The 22,408-nt window shown below is 64.4% G+C and carries 21 protein-coding genes; 10 read left to right on the top strand and 11 right to left on the bottom strand.

Annotated elements, in window-relative coordinates:
• Positions 1-528 (top strand): AMP-binding enzyme (locus tag ABW137_RS06910; RefSeq protein ID WP_526398235.1); only part of this gene is annotated, 528 nt, incomplete at its 5' end.
• Positions 529-774: 246 nt separating this feature from the next.
• Here ABW137_RS06910 and ABW137_RS06905 read toward each other — a convergent pair.
• Complete coding sequence (locus ABW137_RS06905; protein ID WP_526398233.1) at positions 775-1,137, bottom strand: metallopeptidase family protein; 363 nt, start codon at positions 1,135-1,137, stop codon at positions 775-777.
• 162 nt (positions 1,138-1,299) lie between these two features.
• Positions 1,300-2,973 (bottom strand): GMC oxidoreductase, encoded by a 1,674-nt coding sequence (locus tag ABW137_RS06900; protein WP_526398231.1) that lies wholly within the window; start codon positions 2,971-2,973, stop codon positions 1,300-1,302.
• A 412-nt stretch (positions 2,974-3,385) separates the two neighbouring features.
• Between ABW137_RS06900 and ABW137_RS06895 the strand changes: the two genes are divergently transcribed.
• The 5 genes from ABW137_RS06895 to ABW137_RS06875 all read left to right on the top strand — a co-directional run bounded on the left by ABW137_RS06895 (position 3,386) and on the right by ABW137_RS06875 (position 10,168).
• Positions 3,386-4,582, top strand: coding sequence for an alkane 1-monooxygenase (locus tag ABW137_RS06895; protein ID WP_526398229.1), 1,197 nt, complete (start codon positions 3,386-3,388; stop codon positions 4,580-4,582).
• A 447-nt stretch (positions 4,583-5,029) separates the two neighbouring features.
• The gene (locus ABW137_RS06890) at positions 5,030-6,622 is read left to right on the top strand and encodes an ABC transporter substrate-binding protein (protein ID WP_526398227.1); all 1,593 of its coding nucleotides are present in this window, start codon (positions 5,030-5,032) and stop codon (positions 6,620-6,622) included.
• Positions 6,623-7,675: an ABC transporter permease gene (locus ABW137_RS06885; protein WP_526398225.1), complete on the top strand. Its 1,053-nt coding sequence runs from the start codon at positions 6,623-6,625 to the stop codon at positions 7,673-7,675. It begins immediately after the preceding gene.
• A 4-nt stretch (positions 7,676-7,679) separates the two neighbouring features.
• Positions 7,680-8,546: an ABC transporter permease gene (locus ABW137_RS06880; protein ID WP_526398223.1), complete on the top strand. Its 867-nt coding sequence runs from the start codon at positions 7,680-7,682 to the stop codon at positions 8,544-8,546.
• Positions 8,543-10,168 carry an ATP-binding cassette domain-containing protein gene (locus ABW137_RS06875; RefSeq protein WP_526398221.1) on the top strand — a complete coding sequence of 542 codons (1,626 nt, stop codon included), beginning with the start codon at positions 8,543-8,545 and terminating at the stop codon, positions 10,166-10,168. Before ABW137_RS06880 ends, ABW137_RS06875 begins: the two co-directional genes overlap by 4 nt.
• A gap of 93 nt (positions 10,169-10,261) precedes the next feature.
• Here ABW137_RS06875 and ABW137_RS06870 read toward each other — a convergent pair whose 3' ends face one another.
• The 5 genes from ABW137_RS06870 to ABW137_RS06850 form a co-directional block, all read right to left on the bottom strand.
• A complete protein-coding gene (locus tag ABW137_RS06870; RefSeq protein ID WP_526398219.1) occupies positions 10,262-11,080 on the bottom strand; it encodes a uroporphyrinogen-III synthase in 819 nt (272 codons plus the stop codon).
• A 97-nt stretch (positions 11,081-11,177) separates the two neighbouring features.
• Entirely contained in the window at positions 11,178-11,639 is a 462-nt protein-coding gene (locus tag ABW137_RS06865; protein WP_526398217.1) for a hypothetical protein, read from the bottom strand.
• A 32-nt stretch (positions 11,640-11,671) separates the two neighbouring features.
• Entirely contained in the window at positions 11,672-12,112 is a 441-nt protein-coding gene (locus ABW137_RS06860; RefSeq protein ID WP_526398215.1) for a MarR family winged helix-turn-helix transcriptional regulator, read from the bottom strand.
• A gap of 105 nt (positions 12,113-12,217) precedes the next feature.
• Positions 12,218-13,393: a MalY/PatB family protein gene (locus ABW137_RS06855; protein WP_526398213.1), complete on the bottom strand. Its 1,176-nt coding sequence runs from the start codon at positions 13,391-13,393 to the stop codon at positions 12,218-12,220.
• Positions 13,390-13,869: a mycothiol transferase gene (locus ABW137_RS06850; RefSeq protein ID WP_526398211.1), complete on the bottom strand. Its 480-nt coding sequence runs from the start codon at positions 13,867-13,869 to the stop codon at positions 13,390-13,392. The genes ABW137_RS06855 and ABW137_RS06850 overlap by 4 nt, the downstream gene beginning before the upstream one ends.
• Before the next feature lie 74 nt (positions 13,870-13,943).
• Between ABW137_RS06850 and ABW137_RS06845 the strand changes: the two genes are divergently transcribed.
• Complete coding sequence (locus tag ABW137_RS06845; protein WP_526398209.1) at positions 13,944-14,504, top strand: CGNR zinc finger domain-containing protein; 561 nt, start codon at positions 13,944-13,946, stop codon at positions 14,502-14,504.
• A 175-nt stretch (positions 14,505-14,679) separates the two neighbouring features.
• The gene (locus tag ABW137_RS06840; RefSeq protein WP_526398208.1) at positions 14,680-16,065 is read left to right on the top strand and encodes an MFS transporter; all 1,386 of its coding nucleotides are present in this window, start codon (positions 14,680-14,682) and stop codon (positions 16,063-16,065) included.
• 139 nt (positions 16,066-16,204) lie between these two features.
• On the opposite strand, the gene ABW137_RS06835 is transcribed toward ABW137_RS06840, so the two are convergent.
• Entirely contained in the window at positions 16,205-17,200 is a 996-nt protein-coding gene (locus ABW137_RS06835) for an SDR family NAD(P)-dependent oxidoreductase (RefSeq protein ID WP_526398206.1), read from the bottom strand.
• A 586-nt stretch (positions 17,201-17,786) separates the two neighbouring features.
• Here ABW137_RS06835 and ABW137_RS06830 point away from each other — a divergent pair.
• Positions 17,787-18,419 carry an RNA polymerase sigma factor gene (locus tag ABW137_RS06830; RefSeq protein ID WP_526398204.1) on the top strand — a complete coding sequence of 211 codons (633 nt, stop codon included), beginning with the start codon at positions 17,787-17,789 and terminating at the stop codon, positions 18,417-18,419.
• Between the two features lie 130 nt (positions 18,420-18,549).
• Here the strand turns inward: ABW137_RS06830 and ABW137_RS06825 are convergent, their stop codons facing one another.
• The 3 genes from ABW137_RS06825 to ABW137_RS06815 all read right to left on the bottom strand — a co-directional run bounded on the left by ABW137_RS06825 (position 18,550) and on the right by ABW137_RS06815 (position 21,229).
• The gene (locus ABW137_RS06825; protein ID WP_526398237.1) at positions 18,550-19,737 is read right to left on the bottom strand and encodes an alpha/beta hydrolase; all 1,188 of its coding nucleotides are present in this window, start codon (positions 19,735-19,737) and stop codon (positions 18,550-18,552) included.
• An 82-nt stretch (positions 19,738-19,819) separates the two neighbouring features.
• Positions 19,820-20,089, bottom strand: coding sequence for a hypothetical protein (locus tag ABW137_RS06820; protein WP_526398202.1), 270 nt, complete (start codon positions 20,087-20,089; stop codon positions 19,820-19,822).
• A gap of 189 nt (positions 20,090-20,278) precedes the next feature.
• Positions 20,279-21,229 (bottom strand): threonine ammonia-lyase, encoded by a 951-nt coding sequence (locus ABW137_RS06815; protein ID WP_526398200.1) that lies wholly within the window; start codon positions 21,227-21,229, stop codon positions 20,279-20,281.
• 340 nt (positions 21,230-21,569) lie between these two features.
• Here ABW137_RS06815 and ABW137_RS06810 point away from each other — a divergent pair.
• A partial coding sequence (locus ABW137_RS06810) for a helix-turn-helix domain-containing protein (RefSeq protein ID WP_526398198.1) occupies positions 21,570-22,408 on the top strand: 839 nt, incomplete at its 3' end.

Here is a 22,408-nt window from a genome sequence, read left to right as displayed (position 1 = left end):
ATGCTGCGCGGCATCTGGGGGGATCCGGAACGGTACAAGGAGACCTACTGGTCCCGGTTCGCCGAGCAGGGCTGGTACTTCGCCGGCGACGGCGCGCGCTATGACCTGGACGGCGCCATCTGGTTGCTGGGCCGCGTCGACGACGTGATGAACGTGTCCGGGCACCGGATCTCCACCGCGGAGGTGGAGTCGGCGCTGGTCGGCCACTCGGGGGTGGCGGAGGCGGCCGTCGTCGGCGCCACTGACGACACCACCGGGCAGGCGATCGTCGCGTTCGTCATCCTGTTGGCCCACCACGCCGACACCCCGCTCGAACAGATGATCGACGAGCTACGGGCCGAGGTGGCCCGAGAGATCTCGCCGATCGCGCGTCCGCGGGAGATTCACGTGGTGCCGGAGCTGCCGAAAACCCGCAGCGGAAAGATCATGCGACGACTACTCCGTGACGTCGCGGAGGGCCGTGAACTCGGTGACACCTCGACCCTGCTGGATCCCAGCGTGTTCGAGGCGATCAGAGCCAGCAAGTAGCAGCGCAGGCGAGGAGCGGCTCTCTCGGTTTGCCGAAATCGCGTGGAAGCTGGCCGCGTCAAGCGACCCTAGCGGGCTCATACGCGTTGCGCGCGATAGCGTTTCATGCCCGATTGACGGAATCGCCAGCTGAGCGATCATCGACCTGAGTCCGGGAACCCACTGCGTCATGGTGGCGTGTTGACGGACTGGCAGGCGCCTGAGCGATGTCCGGTGGTGGATTCCTCAGCGGGTATGAGCGCCTCGTTAGTAGCGATCGAGTTCGATCAACCGCTCGTCGCTGATCCCGAAGTGGTGCGCGATCTCGTGGAGGACGACGTGCCTGATCTCGCGGCGGAGACGATCTTCGTCGCCGGCTGCGAGTCGGGTGATCGGCCCGCCGAAGATGGTGATCTTGTCGGGCAGCATTCCGCTGTAGTTACTCGTCCTCTCGGGCAGCGGCACGCCGCGGTACAGGCCGAGCAGCGACTGTCCTTCGGGGGGCTCGTCCTCGACGACGATTTCGACGTTGCTCATCGCCGCTCGAAGATTGGCCGGCAGTGAGTTCAGCGCGTCGTCGATTGCGTCGTCGAACGGATCGTTGACATCTGACCCCGATTGCGTGTCCATCTACGCCATGGTTCCAGAATCCATGCGGGGATCGCGACGGTCACGCACAGGATGGGTAGCCCTGTGCTTGGAGGCAGTGGTCCCGGTCGCGAGTAGCGTCGCGCTACGGCAAATCCGAACGCCACGCCCGAGATTCCCAATCGGTGATCCTTTGGGGTCGCGCTAGGTGCGTCCCTGCAGGATGCCCTCGATGTTGCGCTCCGCGAGCGCGGTGATCGACATGAACGGGTTGCAGCCGATGAAGCCGGGGACCAACGACGCGTCGTTGACGTAGAGCTTGTCGTATCCATTGACACGCCCGTAGCCGTCGGTCGCGACACCTCGGACACAGCCACCCAGCGGATGAACCGTGTAGGGCGCGAAGACCTTTCCCTCGAAGATGTCGTCGCGGTACTCCACGCCGTTGGCCTGGGTGACTCTGTCGAACACCATCTGTGCCTTCGCGACGAGGTTGTCCGTGTATTCCTGGGGCCAGCGGACGTTGATCGAGTCGGAACCCCGGTCGTAGGCGATGTCGGCCCGGTCGCCGGTCTTCACCATGACGTAATAGCCCAGGGTATGGGTCTCGACCGGAAGCGGAATCGAGAACATGCTGGCGTACACCGGATTGTCTGGATCGTCGCGGCCGTCCAGATTGATCATTCCCATCAGGGATTGCTGCGTGCCTGCTGGGTCGCCGTCGTTGAGCCCGTGAGCGACCATGACGTCCCCATTGTTCCCGTATCCGCGCCCAATCTCCTCGCTCAGGTCGGGTAACGCGCCCGTCTCACGGGCTCGCAACAAGATCGCATTCGTTCCGAGCACCCCGGCGCTGAGATATAGCTGATCGCAACCCAATTCATCCCGCCCGACCTCCTTGCCCCACCGGTCGATCTCGCGGGTGGAGACCACATACTCGCCGGAGCGTTCGCGTCGAATACCGGTGACTTCGGTCATGGGCTTCAAGGTGACTTTGCCGGTCCCCAGCGCAGCGGCGACATACGTTTGGTCGACGCTGCCGAACCGGCCGTGGTTGTTTCCGTATTGCTGCTCGAGGTCGAGGGATGATCGCGGAACCTCGCCTGCCTCCTCCTTCTTCAGGTAGTCGAAGGAGTACGCGCTTCCGTTGTAGTCGACCGCGTAGCCGGCAGCCTCCGCGTACCGTCGCCCCACCCGCGCGTACTGGAACACGTTCGTCTGCTCGAACCACTCCATGTCGCGGTAGTTGATCCGCAACATGTTCTTGGCACGTTCGATGTACGTATCCAAGAATTGCGATGGATCGATGTCGGGGAAGGCGTCCTGGACCTGGCGGGGGGTTGGGATCGCGGCGATGGCCGCGTTGACCATCGAGCCTCCCCCAACAGCGATGCCGCGGAAGATGCTGTGCGCGCCGTGGTCGCTCTTGTCGCAGATCCCGGCCTGGACCGGCTGGGGGGACGGCACCTGGTTCACCACATCCTGGATCGTGATGCCCTCGAACGACGGAACCAGGCTCGGTGGGACGTCCGTGAACCAGCCCGCTCGGTTGTCGGGAGGCAACATCTTCGAGAATCGCTTGCCGTCTTCGTCGGGGGCGTCCCACAGCCGTCCCTTTTCCAGGATCAGAGTTTCGACACCTGCCTCGCCGAGGCGTAACGCCGATACACCGCCGCCGTAGCCGCTGCCGACCACGATGGCCGCGTAGTGGTGGCGGTCGGCGCGGTCGGCGCGGTCGTCGCGGTCGCTCAGTCCGAAGGCGAGGGCTCCGCCACCGGCGGCGGCAACCGCAGTCGCACCGGCGCCGTAGAGGAACCGCCTCCGCGAAAGACTCGTCCTGCGGCCCGCGCCGACACCGTCATCTGGCGAATTGTGCATTCAATTCCACCCCCGTTCGTCTCGCAATATTTCGGACCGAACATCTATGGAGCCATCAATTCAACGTCAAATAGTTAGCTGTCAGAACGAATTTTCGCACTAGTCGGTGAAAAAGTCGGCGTTGACACGCACGCCAGCGTTGCCAAAGTTGCGGGGTTTGGCCGAAAAGCCCCACCGCGTGCCACCCACGCGCCCAAGGGAACGTGTTGCAGTTCGTCGCATCTCCGCGCGTTACCCGGGTCGGGGCAACGATCGTTTCCGCCCGTGTCTCCGGTCCGATCCCTCGGCAACCGATCGAAAGGAGAGCCTATATTCAGCGAGGAAAATATTAGCAATACGGTACTCTTGCCCTGTCTTGCGAGTTAACTGAGAGGCAAGATACCCTTGGATTGGGGATCTGGGGGAGGCATTCATGTCGGCTGGTCCGCAAGAGGGGTTGCAAACTCGCGATCAGACGATGGTTTTGCGTTGGCACGACCACAAACGATATCTCTGGCTACTTGGGCTGGTCGCCCCCGCGCTCGTCATCTGGTCATGGCTGGCGGTGCTCACGACGGGCTTCGGGATCTTCTGGTGGTCCGGTCCGATCGTGACATTCTGGATCCTGCCGGTTCTCGACTACTTGGTCGGGGCGGACGCCGACAACCCACCCGACAGTGCGCTCGCGCGACTGGAGAACGACCGGTTCTACCGGTGGGCGACATATCTGTACTTACCCATTCAGTATCTGTCGCTGGTGCTCGCCTGCTGGCTGTGGAGTGGTGGCGGTTGGGTTCCGATGAATCTGGTCGACAAGCTGGGGCTGATGGTGACGGTCGGGGGGATCGGCGGGGTTGCGATAAGCACCGCTCATGAACTCGGGCACAAACGGGAACAGGCGGAGCAGAGACTGAGCAAGGTGGCGCTCGCGCAGACCTGTTACGGGCACTTCTTCGTCGCGCACAACCGCGGACACCACCTGGAGGTTGCGACTCCACGCGACCCCGCCAGCTCGCGGCTGGGTGAAAGCCTGTACGCCTTCATCCCGAGGTCGGCATTCGGAAGCCTGCGCTCGGCCTGGACTCTCGAAGGCAGACGCCTGGCCCGCAAAGGCAAATCCCGATGGACCCTTCACAACCACGTGCTGCACGCCTGGCTGATGAGCGCGGCATTGTTCGGCCTGCTCGCTGCCCTGTTCGGCGTGGTGGTCGTGCCCTGGCTCATCGGACAGGCGATCATCGGCGTCAGCTTGCTGGAAGCCATCAACTACATCGAGCATTACGGGCTCCGGCGCAAGCAACTGCCCGGCGGCCGCTACGAGCGGGTACGTCCGTCGCACAGCTGGAACACCAATACGGTGGTCGGCAACGTCGTCCTCTTCCAGCTCCAGCGACACTCTGATCATCACGCGCATCCGCTGCGCCGGTATCAGGCCCTCCGCCACGCCGACGAAGCACCGCAGCTCCCCGCCGGTTACCCCACCATGCTGCTGTTGAGCGGCTTCCCTCCACTGTGGCGTCGGGTCATGGACCGGCGTGTGCTCGACCACTACGGCGGCGACATTCGTTTGGCCGCGCTCAACCCGCGCCGCGAGCAACGGCTCCTTCGGCAGTACCTGCCCGCGTCGTGACAGATGGTGGCGAGTCAGCCGGAGCGCGGCACTGTCGAGACGCTCTCCTGCGCCGGCGTGACGCGTCTTGGGGCGATCCTCGCTGACTCAGTGCGCCCTGAAAGGGTCTCTGCCCCATGACGAACGCGCGTCCTCGGTCGACTGACTGCCCTCGCATGGCGACGCGCAGACGGACGCGTTAGCGCGGATCCAAAACGCCGCCGAGCCGTTCCGGAAGTGCCTCCCGTCTACGGCGGTGTGCCGAGATCGCGTTCGCATCTCTACCGTCCAGCTTTCCGGATCGATCGAGCGTCATCGATCTGCTGAGGGTAGGTTTTGTTCACTGCGAACAGAACGGGTCCTCGGTACATGTGACCCCGCTTAACGTGCTTGCATGCTCGTTGCGCTGAGACGCCTTGGGTGCCGGTGCGTTTCGCGAAATGCACTATGGATGGCTCACTGATACCCATGCGAGTTCCTCCATGCCGTCGCGGCCTACTGTCCGTGTTGGCGATGCTGACCGTCCTGATGAGCGGTTGCAGTTCGTCCGGCGCGGGTGGGGGATCGTCGGATCCGCAGGACGGCGGCACCCTGGTGGTCGGCCTCTACACCGAGCCCACCGCGGTGGACCCCCAGCGCGAGTACTACTGGGAGACGTTCCGGGCCTCGCGCAACGTCTACGAACCGCTCGTGCAGGAAGACTTGTCGACCAACGAGGGAGTCACCAAACTCGTCCCCGGTCTGGCCACCGCTTGGCGGCCCAACGCGAACGCCACGGTGTGGACCTTCGAACTTCGACCAGGGGTCAAGTTTCACGACGGAACCGACTTCGACGCACAAGCGCTCGATTTCAACGTAAAACGGTTCAGCGATCCGTCGTTCCAGTTTTACGACCAGCAGAGCGCTGCCATGCTCAAGGCGCGATTCGAAGATCTGAAGTCGACCCGGATCGTAGACGACCACACCTACGAGTTCACGTTCAACCGTTCCTATTGGGGCTTCCCGCGGTTGTTGGCGCAGTCGATCGGGTCACCACTGATCTTCAGCCCGCAGGCGTTGCGCACCTACGGCAATGACGGCCTGTCTGAGCATCCCACCGGGACCGGGCCGTACAGATGGGTGGAACGCGAGCCCAATGACCACATCACGTTGGAACGTTTCGCCGACTATTGGGGGGCCAAGCCTCGGCTGGACAAGCTGGTGTTTCGCACCATCGCCAACAACCAGAGCCGGCTGGCGGCCTTCCAAAGCGGTGAGATCGACATCCTGTCCCGGGTGCAACCCACGGACGTGGAACTGCTGGAACGCCAGGGCGCCGCGGTACCCGAAGGCACGGGCGCACAACTGGATTACGCGTCCTTCCTGTTTGGCAACCCCTGGGCGCAGAACAAGCAGGTTCGGGAGGCGGTGTCACTGGCCATCGACCGGCAGGGGATCGCCGACGACATCTATTCGACGCACGCCCAGCCGTTGTGGTCGTTCCTCAATCCCGGCAACGAGGCCTACGACAAGAACGTCAGGGTCTACGACTACAACCCGGACCGCGCCAAACAGGTGCTGGCGGGCGCGGGAATAGCACCGGGCCAGGTGCACTTCAACATCATCGCGGACCTGGCCGGCCAGCCGGAGGCCGAGTTCATCTCCGACAACCTCAAACAGGTGGGCATCGATGCGCCGGTGATCGCGTTGGAGCGGGGCAACTACTCGTCGCGCATATCGAACCCCTTGCCCGAGGACGGCTTTCACCTCGGTGAGTATGGCGGCACCTATCCGGAATGGGCGCGGGAGGGTTTCCAGGACACCGTGTTGGCCAATGGCGGAGAGCGGTTCGTCGACTACCCCAGGATCGGCCAGGCCTTGGACGCCGCCCGCTTCACCACCGACGACGCCGCCCGGATCGCGTTGTGGCGGCAGGCCGACGCGGCGATCGCGGCCGACCACGCGGTGATCCCCACCGTGAACTTCACCCGCTATTACGCCATCAGTCCACGCGTGCACGGGTTCGTGTGGCCGAACACCAACTGGTACGACCTGACCACGGTCTGGAAGGACGGCTCCTAGGTGAGCAGCCAGACCCTCGACGTGGCAGCGGGCCAAGGCTCACCGCTGCCGCCGGACGACCCCACCCTGGTCGCCGGGGCCACCCCCGCGACCGGCGGGCGGGGCCAGCTCGCGCGGCGGATCGCCGGCCGGGTCCTGCTGCTGCCGCCCATCCTGCTCGTCATCTCCATCCTCGTGTTCCTCATCGGTAAGGCCAGCCCGGGTGACCCGATCAAGGCCACCCTGCACGGCACGGTTTCGGCCGAGGCCATCGCCGACCTGCAGGAGGCCTACGGGCTGAACCGGCCGCTGGTGCAGCAGTACCTGTCCTGGCTTGCCGGTGTGTTCGACGGCGGTGGCCGGTCGATCATCCGGGGCACGCCGGTGTTCGACGGCCTCGGTACCGCCTTCGCCAACACGCTCATCCTCACGTTCGCCGCGGTCGTGGTGTCGGTCGTGTTCGGCGTGCTGATCGGAACCGTTGCCGCACTGAACCACAACCGCTTCGTCGACCGCGCGATCATGCTGCTGGTTCAGATCGGGGCAAACCTCTCCGTGTACTGGTTCGGCCTCATCTTGATCTGGCTGTTCGCGCTGAAGTGGAAGATACTGCCTGCCACCGGAATGCGCGATTTCACCGGCGACGGCGGGCCCACCGACCTGATCCGGCACCTCATCCTGCCAGCGTCGTCCGCGGCGCTGGTCTCGATGCTCATCCTCGCCCGGTTCGCCCGCGCCGGGGTGATCGAAAGTCTGGAATCCGATTACGTCAGAACCCTGCGGTCGCAGGGTGCGCCCGCGTGGCGAATCATCGGCAAGCACGTCGGTCGCAACGTCGCGCCGATCATCGTCACCACCACGGGACTGGAGATCGGCACATTGCTCAGCGGCGCGGTGTTCGTCGAGTTCGTGTTCAGCTGGCCGGGAGTCGGAACGGAGCTGATGAACGCGATCGGCGCCCACGACTACCCGGTCATCCAGGGTGGCGTGCTGCTGGTCACGGTGATCTTCGTGGTGACCAACCTCGTCACCGACATCACCGCCGACCTGCTCAACCCGCGGCTGAGGGGCTGAGGCCATGACCGATCAGCCCCTCACGGTCGCGCGCAGCCGCCGACCCGCGTGGACGCATCACGGCCAGCTCGTTGCCGCCGTCGCCGTCATCGGTCTGATCATCGCGATATCGGTTCTGGCGCCGTGGATCTCGCCCCACGACCCGACCGTGCCCGATGTGGCGCAACGGTATATGCCGCCGCTCACCGCCGATCACCTACTGGGCACCGACGAACAGGGCCGCGACATCCTGAGCAGACTGCTGTGGGGTGGACGCGCCACCCTGGCACCCACCGCGGCGGCCACCACGGCGGCGGTACTGATCGGCAGCGTGATCGGATTGCTGGCCGGATGGTCGCGCTCGTGGTGGTCGTCGGCGGTCATGCGGGTGACTGACATCTTGTTCGCGTTCCCGGTGGTGATCGTTGCGTTCGCGCTGGCCGAGGTGATCGGAATGGGAATTTGGGTGGTGGCCGCCGCCGTCGTGTTCGCCGCGGTGCCGTACGTGACGCGCATCGTCTACGCCGATACCCGCAGGCAGCGCGACAGCGAGTACGTCGCCGCCGCCGTCGGGCTCGGAGCGTCCGGCTGGACCATCGTCACGCGGGAGCTGCTGCCCAATCTGGCGGCGACCATCGTCGTCTACTGGACGAGTCTGATCGGCATCCTTGTGGTGCTCGCCTCGAGTCTGAGCGCGGTCGGCATCGGCGTGCAGCCACCGACCCCGGACTGGGGTCGCATGGTGGCCGAAGGCGCCAAGGTCCTGCTGTCCGGCAGTCCATTCGTCGCGGTCATACCCGGTGTCGCCATACTCGCCGTCGGTCTGGCGTTCAACTGGCTCGGTGACGGGCTGCGCGACGTCCTCGATCCCCGCTGGAGTGCACACCGATGACCGCACCGCTGCTGCAGCTGGACCGCCTTTCGGTGACTTTCCCCGGACGCTCAGGTGCGGTCGCGGCTGTCTCCGACCTGTCCCTGGAACTGGCCGCCAACGAGGTCCTGGCCCTGGTGGGAGAGTCGGGGTCGGGTAAGAGTGTGACGGCATCGGCGATCGCCGGGCTGTTGCCGGCCAGCGCCCGTCCGGCAGTGGGCGGTTCGATCAGATTCGACGGCGCCGAATTGCTGGGTCTGCCTGCGCGAGAGCTGAACGCCCTGCGGGGCAACCGGATCGGCACCATCTTCCAGAATCCGGGCACGTCTTTCGATCCATCGTTCACCATCGGCAACCAACTGATCGAATACATCCGACTGCACCGCACCGCGACCCGTGCGCAGGCCCGCGACCTGGCAGCCCATTGGCTGCAGAAGGTCGGGATCACCGACACCACAAGGGTTCTGAATAGTCATCCGCATCAGCTCAGCGGTGGTATGCGCCAGCGGGTAATGATTGCGGTGGCCTGCCTGCCCGAGCCGGACCTGCTGATCGCCGACGAGCCGACCACCGCGCTGGATCCCACGCTGGCTACCCAGATCCTAGATCTGATAGACGAGCTGCGCACCGAGCTGCACGTGGCGGTGCTGCTGGTGACCCATGACTTCGGGGTGGTGACCCGGCTCAGCGACAAGGTCGCCGTACTCAAGGCGGGCCGGCTGGTGGAACAGGGCAGCACCAGAGATGTGCTCACCTCACCTCGCGACCCCTACACCCAGCGGCTGATCGCGTCGGTGCCGGAACTCGGAAGTCCACCCATCCGGCAGAGGCAACGGTCCGAGTCGCCCGCGGATGTGGCCGCCGCCACCGGGGTGACCAAACGCTACCCGCAGCGCGGCCATCAGGATTTCACCGCGGTGCACGAGGTGAACCTGAACATCCCCGCCGGCCGGGCACTCGGGATCATCGGTGAATCCGGTTCCGGTAAGTCGACGCTCGCGCGTCTCATCGCCGGCATCGAACCGGTGTCCTCGGGTTCGATCACCATCACCACCGGCGCCGGGGTGGTCGACATCGGTCGGCTCACTCGCACCGAACGTGCTCGAACGGTGCAGCTGGTGTTCCAGGACCACGGCAGCGCCCTCAACCCGCGTATCCGCGTCGGCGATCAGATCGCGCGCCCCATCCAGCGGCTGGGCGTCCGGCGCACCGCAGCAGAGGCGCGCCAGCGGTCAGAAGAACTGCTGAGCCGGGTCGGCATGAATCCGATGCTGGCACAGCTCTATCCGCACCAACTCTCCGGCGGCCAGCGTCAACGGGTCGGCATTGCCCGGGCACTCGCAGTCGAACCGACCCTGGTGGTCCTAGACGAGCCCACCTCCGCGCTCGATGTCACGACCCAGCACGAAATCCTCGAACTGCTCAACCGTCTTCGGGACGAGACCCCGGTGACGTTCGTGCTCATCGCGCACAATCTGGCTGTGGTCGAGGCCTTCGCCGACGATGTCGTGGTCCTGCACCACGGCGCGATCGTCGACCGGTTCGTCGCCCACGAGTTCCAGTCGCCGCAGCGTGATGCGGTGACTCAGACGCTGGTGGACGCGGTGCTGCCTGTTCGGTACACGCACGACCCGGCACTCTGACTTGGCCGACGGTGGTCGTACACCAATGTGACCGAGGGCGACGCGAAAGGGGGGAGCGCCGAGCGGCAGCCGGTATCGCGCCGACTTCCGCTGTCACGGTGTTGCGAGTGCGGTCTCGACGAGCTTGACCAATGCGGCGAGTCGGTATCGGCTCGGCACGAGCGTTGGGACATTCCACAGCGAGAAGGCGTCTGCGGCCACTGGCCCGACGCAGGCGGCCAGCACACCGGTTCGCAGCGCTTCGATCAAGGCGTCTCGGCGGCCAATGTCGTTGGCGACCGCCATGAACGCGCCGATGGCAGGTGCCGAGGTGAACGTCACCGCGTCGATCTCGCGATCGGCGACCAGTCCGACCAGCCGACGCAGGGGCAGCGAATCCTCGGCGTCGCCGATGCGGTAGACGGTGACGACGCTGACGTGTGCGCCACGTCCGCGCAGATAGCTCGCTGCCTCGGCGAGAGACTGTCCGTGCTCTTGAAGGACGATCCTCGACCCGGATAGATCGCGTGAACTCAGATGATCGAGGACGTCGGCGAAGCATTCCGATCCTGGCGACCAGTCCTCGTGGATACCCCGGCGGCGCAGCGCAGCAGCCGACTTCGGGCCGCGCGCGAGTATCTCTGCGGCGGCGATCCTTTCCGTGAGCGCGTCGCCAAGATGCCAGCTGTCGGCGGCATCGAACCAGGTGGTGATGCCGATGCCCGTCGTCGCCAAGAAGAGATCAACCGGCTCGGTGAGTATCTGGAGTGTCGTTTCCTTGAGTTGGTCGGCGTCAACGGCGGAGGGGGCCAGTGAAAGGGCCGGCGCCCAGTCGACCCACGCCCCGCGCCGCTCGAACATGTCGATCTGCGTCTGGGCCTTTCGTGCCGCCGTCACGCCGACACGGCGACCCCGCAGTGGTGAATCGTTCATGTCCCGCACGCGCCAAGGCTTGCCATTTCGAGGATCGACGGCGCGCTGAGCGTCCGCAACACCCGTGGCGACGGCATCGCGTCGCCACCCGGAGCGTTCATCGGTAAGCCGATCCGGGCCGCACGATCATCAGCACGACGACAACAACCCACAGCAGGTTGAAGATGCCTGCCAGCATGCCCATGCTGCTGAGCTCGGCCGACGTTGCCCTGCGTGCGAGCACATCTCGCTGGGCTGGGACGATGCGCAACGCCAGCAGAGCGCCCGCCGCGGCGGTGAGCACCATTGCGATGATGATCCACACCTCGGTCATCCGTTGCTGAACGATCGCGAGCGCGATTCCCAGCACGGGCACCGCGATGGCGAGCACACCGTACACCCGCGTCACTCGGTGAAGTACCTGCGCCACAGCAGTATTGCGCTCACCTGCGCGCTGCGGTGGCGGGACCACGTCGGCGGCCGCCGGAACGAACCGCGGGAAGAGGCTCACAGCCACGGCGGGAGGCCCGACGAAGAGTATCGCGAAGACGACATGGACCGAGAGAAGTACCGCCTGCACTCCTTCAGTGTAGTTGAAGGATGAGGGCGGGCCTAGCGCTCCTCCGATTCCGGTGGCGTCTGCCCGATCACGAGGGTGCGCAGAGCGCCTTGGAGTCCGCTGACGAGCTCAGGCGACGTCTCGTGAATGCGATCATCGATCGCGCTGCGCCGCCGGTGGGCTTGTCTGAGCGCCTTCAGCCCGGCCTCCGAGACGCTCAGCGTCGAAGCGGCGCCCGCCTGGGCGGTGCCGTCGTGTACGAATCCGTCTGCAGACAACGCCTTTACGGCAACGTGGACGGATTGCACCGAGGTGTGCGAGCGCCTGGCCAGTTCACTGAACGACACGCCAGGAGACGTCTTGATGTGCCCGAGGAGGGCGTACTTGCGCGGAGTCAGGCCAAGCGGACGCAGTTGCGCCGCTAACTCGGCCTCCCATGCATGCGCGACGACGAGCAAGGCCAACATCGCGCTGAAGGGCGGCGGTTCTGTCACCGGAGAACTCCTGGATCCTCTGAGTGGACGTGCGGCCGCCCATGCTATCCCCGGGGCCACCCAGCCGACGTCGCATTCACCAGCCGGCGGCTGACCGATTGAGAGTCAGCCTCTCATCGAATCGTCTATGCGCGACAGAATCTCGGTCAGCAAATTGGGTGTGGTAGCAAAGTTGAGGCGTGCGAACGAGCGAGTGTCCACGCTGGTGTGATGGGCGAATTCAGCCCCTGGACTCAGTTGTACGCGGCCCCTTTCGAGAATGTGCGCGGCAGGGTCGGATGCCAATCGGGTTTCGCCGAAGTCCAGCCAGCTTAGGTATGTGGCTTCAGGTTCGTGCTGTCTCAGCGAGGGGTGGGTGGCCGCCCATTCGGCGACACGTTTCCGGTTGCCGTCCAGGATGCTCAGGATCTTCTGTTGCCATTCGTCTCCATGTCGCCAAGCAGCGACGGTCGCCACCCTGCTGAGCACGCTGGGGGTGCCGAAGTAATCCAGGGGCGCCTTCTCCAGCGCAATCCTCGTGGGTCGGTGTCCGATGTGCGCGACCGCGCATCTAGTTCCTGCGAGGTTGAATGCCTTGGTGGCGGAAGTAGCGGTGATCGTGAGAGCTGCAACATCGGAATCAAGCGAAGCGAACGGTATGTGCGAATGGCTGGGATATGTGAGGTCGGAGTGGATTTCGTCAGCCAAGACCGGAATACCGTTGTCGCGCGCGAGCTCCGCTAAGACGTCCAACTCGGCGCGGGTGAGAGCACGCCCAGTCGGGTTGTGCGGGTTGACGACAACGAGTAGGCGAGGGTTTTCTTCGTCGAAGAGTGCCCGGTGCTGGTCCAGATCCGGGACCCACCCGGAGGGAGTGTCGACGAATTTCAGGGGGGCCGGCCTGCGGCCAGCACGATGGATTGCCGCCAGGAACGGAGGATAGTTCGGTACGTGCAGAGCCACGGTGTCGCCGGGCTGGGTGGTGAATTCGATGACGATCTGCAGTATCTGAATCAGATCGCTGAACACCCGCGTGGAGTCCGGTTGCGGGGTCCACCCGTACTTCGACTGCATCCGGTCCGCGAAGGCCGCGACCACCGGATCACCGTCGGCCCAATAGGGGTAACCCAAGTCTTGTCGGTCAATGGTGCGTCGCAGTTCAGTGGTGACCGCCGGAGGGATTCCGAGGTCCATGTCGGCGACCCAGGCAGGCAGCACCGCCTCCGCTATCGCCGTCCATTTGGCTCCATGACCAGTGCGCAGCCGGTCAGGTCTGATGTCGTCGACGCGCCCGGTCGTCATCGACCGACCTCCACGGCGGGAGAAGCTAGGACGAGCATGTCGCGAAGGCTTTCCATCTGACCATGGTGTTGAGCCAATTCCTCGAACACGTGTTGGAGGGCGGCCCCCTGGGTCAACGTCCTGGGCGGACCGAGGAACTCAGTTGGCGGCTCCTGCAGAAGTGGGGCGTCGGGTTCGGCCTCCGCCACATCCTCACGCAACTGGTTCTTGATCAGGGCACAGCGCTCGATCAGTCCATCGACTAGACCGCTCGCGGCGAACTCCGACTCCCGGTCCCGGACTACCCCCCGGCCCCTGACGAAGCCCCCAACCCAGGTCTCGACGACGGCCAAACAGTGGTGCAGCAAGGCATAGGGGGTGTTTGCGTCGGGGTAGGCCTGCGAGTTGGCCCGATCATCGCCGAGCTCAGCAACAATGCTCGCCATCCCGTCCAATGCTCGCTCCGTGAAATACAGGTAGTCCTCGCGACTTAACATTCCGCTCCTTGCCGTCACTACTTTAACCGGTGACGAAGTTTGCCTCATTGCGAGTCACCGGTCAAGATGGTGACGTGAGTTTTGTATTCGTGAGCGGGAACCTGGCCCTAGACCTCGCAGGCACGCGAAAGTGGCGCAGGACCGAGCCGGAGGAGTTGCTCGTCGACGCGCCGGGTCTCTCGCGGTGGTTCGCCGAAACAGGACAGATGCCAGCGGACATAGCCGTCGACGCTGAGTCGTTCCGGCTCGCCGTGACGCTCCGAGAGACGATCTATCGGCTGGCCGTCGCACGTGTCACCTCCGCGCCGTTCAACCGCAACGACTTGCAGGTGGTCAACACGTTCGCGGCGCGGCCGGGCCTTGGCGTAGAACTCACCGACGACGGCGCTGTCCGGTCGGGAGACGTCCATGCGGCATTGGCAGAGATCGCACGTTCTGCTGTCGCGGTCCTCGCCGATTCCGATGTCGTGATGAAGGAGTGCGGCCGTCAGACCTGCACTCGCATCTATCTCGATCGCTCTAGGGGCGCGCGGCGCACGTGGTGCGGCATGGAGGAATGCGGCAACCGCGTGAAGGCCGCGGCATACCGGGCCCGTAAGCGCACTGAGGAATCACAACAGTCGGTTCCGGCGTAGTCGTAGTCGATAGTCGTTGCGGGACAAGCAATTCCATCTTGCGCGTAACTAGGGCGGCCCAGGCATCGTTTACTGCAACGTAACGTCACCCCCTTGACAGGTGACGGCGACCTTTCGCATCATCAACGCGTCACCAGTTCAGCAGGTGACTTCGTTGAATGAAAGGTTGCCCGCCGTGGATCCCTCACCCGTTCCGACAGCTCCCGACGATCGCATCACCACGGGGCACGTCGCTGCCCGCCTGGAAAGGCTCCCGTGGACCCGCTATCAGAGCGGGCTATTCCTGGTGATCGCAACGGCCTGGCTGTTCGACTCGATTGATCTCGGGGCGCTGACGTTCCTGCTGGCACCGATCAGCCGCGAGTTCGGGCTCAGCCCAACGCAAGCAGGGCTCGTCGGCAGCGCGACATTTGCAGGAATGCTCGTCGGTGCGATCGTCGCGGGCGTGCTGGCCGATCGGTTTGGGCGTCTCGCCGTCTTCAAGTACAGCATCATCGTCTGGGGTTCTGCGAGCCTCTTGCTTGCCTTCTCCTGGGACTTCGCGAGTTTGGCCTCGTTCCGGTTTCTGCTGGGGATCGGCATGGGAGCTGAATTCCCTGTCGCGGCAGCGCTTCTGTCGGAATTCATGCCCTCATCCAAGCGCGGCCGGTATGTAGCGCTGATGGAAGGTACCTGGCCGATCGGATTCATCTGCGCCGGCGCCTTGTCCTATGTCCTGCTGTCCACGACGCTGGGCTGGCGGGGCTTCTTCGTTCTCCAAGCCCTGCTCGCCGTCGTTGCCCTCGTTGTGCGTCGCAATCTTCCGGAGTCCCCACGCTGGCTCGTTTCCCGAGGCCGATTCGACCAAGCCCGCATCACGTTGGAAACCTTGGAGCGCAACACCGAACGCGCCTACCGCCGACCCCTGCCGGAGTACGTTGCCGTCACGCAGTCCGCCGTTATCGACAGTCAGTCGGACGGATTGCGGACACTGTTCTCCCCTGCCTACCGGAAGCGCACTCTCGCCAGCTGGGCGATGTGGTTCTGCTTGTTGGGTGGGTATTACGGGCTGACGACATGGCTGGGCAAGCTGCTCGCCGACTCCGGCTTCGATGTGGTCAAATCCGTGGGCTACATCGTCCTCATGGCGCTGTGGGGCATCCCCGGCTTCCTGACCGCCGCATACCTCATCGAAGTGGTGGGGCGTAAAGCCTGCCTCGTCGGATTCGCGCTCTGCTCGGCAGTTGCAGCGTTTGCCTACGGCAATGCCTCCGGAGTCACGGAGCTGGTTGTCGCCGGATCATTTCTGCAGTTCTTCTTCTTCGGGATGTTCTCGTCCATCTTCGCCTTCACGCCAGAGCTGTTTCCCACTCGTGCCCGGGCAATCGGCATGGGGAGCTCGACTGCTGCAGGTCGACTGGGGTCGATCTTCGGCCCGCTCGTCGTGCCGTTCGTCATCGCGTCCAGTGGCCCGACGGTCGTATTCACGGCAAGCGCAGCGCTTTTCGTGATCGGATCATTGATCGCGATCACCTGCCTCCCGGAGACACGGAGCTCCGTCTTGGAGGACATCTCGGGCTGAGCGAACCCAGCACAAGCGCTGGGTAGCAGCATGATTCAGCCGCATTGAGATCGGCCAGGAATGCTGCCGCGAAACTTAGCCGGCCGATCCTGTTTCGGCCAGCTAGGTTTTTGCGCGGCACTCCGGAGACGGACAAGACCTATGCGGTCAGCAGCTTCTCGCTGAGGTCCCAGAGACGCCGCGCCGACCGCGGATCGATGGAGTGCGGTGCAACCTCGGCCGGGATGTCGACGTTGGGATCGGTTGTCATCGGCAGCTCTTCGGCGACCAGCGGCGAGATGTCGCAGTCCTTCAAGTAGACCCCGCCGACGTCGTCAAGCAGACGGCTGGTCGCTGCGAACACGACGGTCGCCGCGCCCTGTTGCGGGGTCTTCCGCCCCGTGTACGGATTGATGATCGCCCGGCCGGATTCGTCGATCAATCCCATGGCCCGCTGTCGTTCCTCGCCGCCTGAATTGTTCAATGCGGTGCCGACGACGACGCCCGGATGTGCTGCGTATGCGCGAATTCCGTCGGGGGCCCATCGACGGTCCAGCTCGACGGCGAACAGCACGTTGGCGACTTTCGACTGCGCATATGCGACGCCTGGGTCGTAGTCAGCCGTGAAATGCGGGTCATCCCAGCGGATCCGACCGAATCGCTGGGCTCCAGAGGACACGTTGACGACGCGGGCGTCCCCGGTGCTCTTCAGCGCGGAGTGCAGACCTCGTGTCAATTGGAAGTGGCCGAGGTGGTTCGTTGCGAACTGGGCTTCGTACCCGCGCGCGTCGCGTACCACGCACTCGGAGGCAGCCACGCCCGCGTTGTTGATCAAGATGTGCAGCGGGCGGTCGGAACGAAGCCAGCGGGTCACGAAGGCATCGACCGAGTCAGGGTCGATGAGGTCGAGTTGGCTGACGCTGACCCCCTCGACGTCGACGAGCGCCATGGCCGCGCGGTCGGGGTTCCGTGCGGCGACGGTCACAGCCGCGCCTGCCTTGCTCAGGGCACGCGTCGTCTCGAGTCCCAGGCCCGCGTGCCCACCGGTGACGATCACGTTCTTGCCGCTCAGGTCGATATCCTCCACCACGTCGTCGGCGGTTGATGCGGCCGTGAAGCCAGAGTTCAGAGGATGCTGCTCGTGCTGATCGGTCATGCTCACTTCCGTACGGCCGTTATGCGGAACATTGTTCCACTAATATACGGAACAATGTTCCTCTTCTGCAACTGAGGAGGGTGCCCGTCGTCAGGTCAGGCGTAATCTGCTGGCGACGGGTTGGTGAACACGCGTTGAACACCCTGCCGACGACTAAACCGTCGAATCACCTGTCCCGCCTGACTTCTCGACCGTCTCGCACGTGGCCCGAGGGCTCGCTTGCGACCCGCTCTGTGCCACGAATTCAGCTGTGAGCACCATTCGGCTGACTACGTCGAGGGATGCTGCAGACTCTCCCACGATCAGTCGGCGTGAATCGGTAGGCGTCTCTGGAATATTGACGTCGGCGCCACGACCCTGACTACGCCGACGACCGCGTGGATGCACACCGCCGCCCTGTTGCACATCGTCTCTGCACCCTTTCTATACCTACTCTCCACGCTTCCTCCAAGTTCACGTCGCGCGGCTTCGGCAGGCTAGGAATCGCCACGAAGAAGTGCTTCTGAGTTCACCGTCGAACCGGAAGACAATCTGACACCGTTGACGAATAGGCCGACACATGCACACGACAATCCCGACAGATCAAATGACGAAGGCGCAGTCGCGCGCCGCCCGCCTAGCGAGCGATGAGAACGACAGTTGCAGCGCACACCTTTCCAGTGACCGGCAACCCCCAGCGATCGCCAACGACCACCGCGACCTATTCGAACGTGATGTGATCCCGCACACCAGCTACCTGTTGGGCCATGCGCAGGCGTTGACCAAACAACGCCAGGATGCCGAAGATCTGGTGCAGGACACGCTGATCAAGGCCTACACGTCGTTCAAGACATTCCGCGTGGGATCGAACATGAAGTCTTGGCTCTACCGGATCCTGATGAACACCTGGGTCGATCGCTACCGACAAACTCAACGTCGTCCGACCTTGCAACTCAGCGGCGACCTGGCCGACCCTCAGCTGAACACGCACGCCGCTTTGATCTATGGTGCAACGCAATCCGCGGAAACCGACGCCTTGAGCAGTGTGCCCAGCCGCGCCGAAGACCTCTTGAGCACCTTGCCGCAGGACTTGCGCGAAACCGTCTACTTCGCAGACATCGAGGGCTACCGCAACACCGAGATCGCGTTGAAGCTGGGTATCCCGGTGGGTACCGTCGGATCGCGGCTACACCGCGGCCGAGCGCTGCTTCGCAGGTTGTTGCTCGATGAGTGCGCGTGATGACTGCACAACAGTCACGGTACGGCGATTCCTCTTGCCGGCTCGACGAATACGTTGCGGACCGTGACAAGCGATCATCCTCCGTGGCGGTTGGTCACGTTCCACGGACAGACGACGCCGCTGCCCGACGTCAACCGGCGAGGAAGGCGTCGACTTCTCGACGGAATACCGCCCAACCTGGCTCGTCAGCGGTCAGCAAATGATTGTTGCTTGGCAGCGGTACCAGCGTCGAGTCTGGGATCAACGTTGCGAGTTCCTCGCCATAGCGCAACGGAACACGCCGATCATCCTTCGAGTGCAAGACCAGAGTCGGGCAGCGAACCTGATGGGCTTGTTCGCTCACATCGATGTTGGCGAACTCGCCGAGGAAGCGAACGGCGTTCTCTGCAGACGTGGTCCGACGTTGCAAACGGTCGAACTCCGCCCAGTCGTCGCGACTACCGTCCGGTAAGAATTGCGCGGCAAAGACCTGTCGGAATGCCGGGTCGGCGCGTCCCCAACCCACCCTGGCTAGCTCCAGATCCAGCGTGGCGGCGCGCTTTTCGCTATCCCCGACCGCGCGAACACCACGGCCCCGGACGTATCCGCTGCACAGCACAAGACGCGTCACCCGTTCGGGATGACGCGCTGCATAGGCCACCGCGACGGCGGCGCCCTGCGACACGCCAAGCAGCGGAAACTGCTTGAGGCCAGCGGCTTCGACCACTGATTCCAGGTCGTTGATCCATGCGTCGAAGGAGAAGTCGGCAGTCTCCCAGTCGGAAAGGCCGCAGCCACGCTCGTCATAGCGGATGAAGGTGTGTCGTGCCGAGAGGTCGCCCACCCAATGCCGCCACACCGGGCTCTCGATGTCGTACGCCAGATGAGTCATCCAGTTCGCTGCCCGCACCAGCGGTGGCCCATCCCCGGACACCGCATAAGCCAGTCGCACACCGTCGATCGCGCGACAGAACGCAATACGCTGCTGCGGTGGCGCCGGTGGGTCAGCCGATGCCAGCTCGGGCGGGGCTGCGTCGGCGCGGATGGAGCCGACGAACTGATAACCGCGACCTCGAATCGTCCGAATGTAACGCTGCGAATCTCCGTTGTCGCCGAGCGCGTGGCGAGCCGCCTTGATCCGACTCTTCAACGCCGCCTCGCCGACGAACCGGCCACCCCAGACCGAATCGAACAACTCTCCTTTCGTCACGAAGCGGTCGTGGTGGCGTACCAGCTCGGCGAGCACAGCGAATACCTGCGGCTCGACCCGAATCTTGGTTGGGCCGTTGCGCAGTTCGTGGCGCTGCGTATCGAGGACGAACTCGTCGAAATACCAGATCCCGGTGTGCCCATCGGTGCTGTTCGTGTTGGCAAGAGGAGGCTGGGACACTGGTATCCATCTCGACGTCGTAGTCACGGCATCAGGCAACGGCATTCTGCACGGGATGATTCCCCAGGAACGGGTTGTCCGCTGCCTTCAAGGAGGCGATCGACGACTCGTCGGAAACATCCTGTGCGTGGGCGGGGAACGAGAAGCGGCCCGCCGTCATCGGGTTGGCATGTGCGCGGGGGGCACCACGTTTGACGATGGACGTTCGTTCGACGATGGACTTTCGTTCGTCGATGGACATTGGTGAGGGGGCGACCACCGGGCACGGCGCGGCGCAGAAGTTGGTGAGACGTAAGCCCACTGAGCCGGATGGTGGGCTTCGATGTTGCGGCGCACTTCACCATAGTGCCGAATGGGAAGGACACGCGCCAGTGCCGATGCCGCCGCCAGCCATCGGTATCCGGACGCGCGGCATCGACCCATACCCCAAACCGGCCGAACGGCGGAGCATGCTCACCAGCGAGGTTCGGCCGTCAGCCCGTGCCCGCGATCATGTTGCTGCCGCGACGTTTAGGGTGGTCGGGTCGGTGTTCGCCCCGCAGATGATCACCGCGACGTTTTCACCGTCACCGGGTTGGTAGGCGGCGGAGGTGAGGGCGGCGTAAGCGGTGGCCGCGCCGTACTCGGCGGGGACCCGGTACTGATCCCACAGTCGCCAGCGAGCCTCGATGATCTGTGCATCGCTGACGAGCACGGAGATCGGGGACGTGCGCTGTGCGACGTCGAACGCGATGGATCCGATGCGTCGGGCTCCGAGTGAGTCGGCGGCGATTCCCGATACCGTGATGTCCACCGGCGTCGCAGCCTCGAGTGCGGCGTGCAGGGTGGGAATGGTCGCTGGTTCGACCGCAACCACACCGGCCCGCCCTTCGGCGGCCGCGGCGACACCGGCGAACAGCCCGCCGCCACCGACGGCCACCACGATCGTGTCGATCTCGGGGGCGTCCTGCAGGATCTCTTCGGCGATGACGCCTGCCCCGGCGGCGACCTCCGTGTGGTCGTAGGCATGGCAGAACAGCGCCCCCGACTGGCTGGCCCATTGCACGGCTGCGTCGTAGGCGTCGACGTATTCGGTTCCTCCCAGCCGCACGTCGGCACCGTATTCGCGCAACCGGGCGACTTTCACCGCGGGTGCGGTGTGAGGGACGAACACCGTAGCCGGGACCCCGAGTTCGCGGGCGGCGAACGCGTTGGCCAGGCCGGCGTTGCCGCCGGAGGCCGTGACGACACCGACCGCCGGATCGAGCTCGCCGCGATGGCGTGCCGCGAGTTGGCGGTTGAACGCTCCCCGGGGCTTGAACACCCCGGTGTGCTGCAGAAATTCGCACTTGATCCACACCCGCGGATCGTTGGCGGCGGGGGCGAGCAGCGGGGTGCGGCGCACAACACTCTGTGTGCGGGCCTGGGCCTCGAGGACATCGTCGCGAGTGATGGTTGGCATTCGAAATCTCCTTGGAGATTTGTTGGGATGTCGGGTGCGACTCTACAAGCGGCGTCGCCTCGGCCGATGAGGCGCCGCGGCAACCTGTCATTCGATCGAAGCGTCCGGTTCGACGCTGGAGTTCCTCGGATCGACGGTGGGGTCGCCTTTCGCGGGGATCCGATCCACCGAACCGGGGGAGCGAAAACCCATGAGCGCGTGACTGTCTCGGTTGTCGACCACGCCCTGCGGGTTCATGGGCATTCCCGACCATCCTGCGGCCTCCGCTAGTGGCGAGAGCCGACCAGCCTGGGAGTGCTACACCCACCCTCGGGACCCTGGCGCTCGCTAGCATGGGTTCGTGACCACCAACGAGCTCGGGAGCTATCTACGGGCCCGCCGTGCGGGGGTCGGCCCCGAGGACGTGGGCCTTCCCAGTAGCGGGCACCGCAGAGTGGCGGGGTTGCGTCGGGAGGAGGTCGCGCTGTTGGCGGGCCTCAGTGTCGATTACTTCACGCGCTTGGAGCAGGGCCGCGAACGCACTCCGTCGGCTCAAGTGGTGGACGCTCTGGCCACCGCTCTCCGCCTCAGCGATGACGGACGCCGGCATCTGTATCGGCTCGCCAGGCTCATTCCGCGCGATGACGTCGCAGTCAACGACCGGGTGGATCCGGCCCTGATGCAACTCATGGCGGCCTGGCCGGACAATCCCGCGATCGTTTACAACATCGCCTATGACGTGTTGGCCTCCAACAGCATCGCCGATGTTCTCTTCCACAACTGGGCCTACTCACCCAACTTGATGCAGATCGTGTTTTCCGACCCTGCCGCTCGCACGTTCTACTGCGATTGGGAGCGGGTAGCAAGCAACTCGGTCGCGGGCTTCCGTCTGAACCACGGACGATCGCCGAACCACCCGCGGATCCAGAAGGTGCTTGGCGAGCTCTTGGCGACCAGTTCAGAGTTCCATCGTCTGTGGGAACAGCATGATCCACGCGGAAAGGCACTGCAAGAGAAACGCTTTCACCACAGCGATGTAGGTGACCTCACATTGTCGATGCAGACCTTCGACGTACGTTCCAGCCCTGGGCAGGAACTCGTCGTCTATCACGCTGCACCCAACTCGACCAGCGCCCACGCCCTCGCTCTGCTCGGCTCGCTATCGGCGACCAGCGCTGCGCACGCAGACGACACGGTCCA

Source organism: Mycobacterium sp. (assembly GCF_040509115.1).
GTDB lineage: Bacteria > Actinomycetota > Actinomycetes > Mycobacteriales > Mycobacteriaceae > Mycobacterium.
This window is presented reverse-complemented; position numbering and strand designations above follow the sequence as displayed.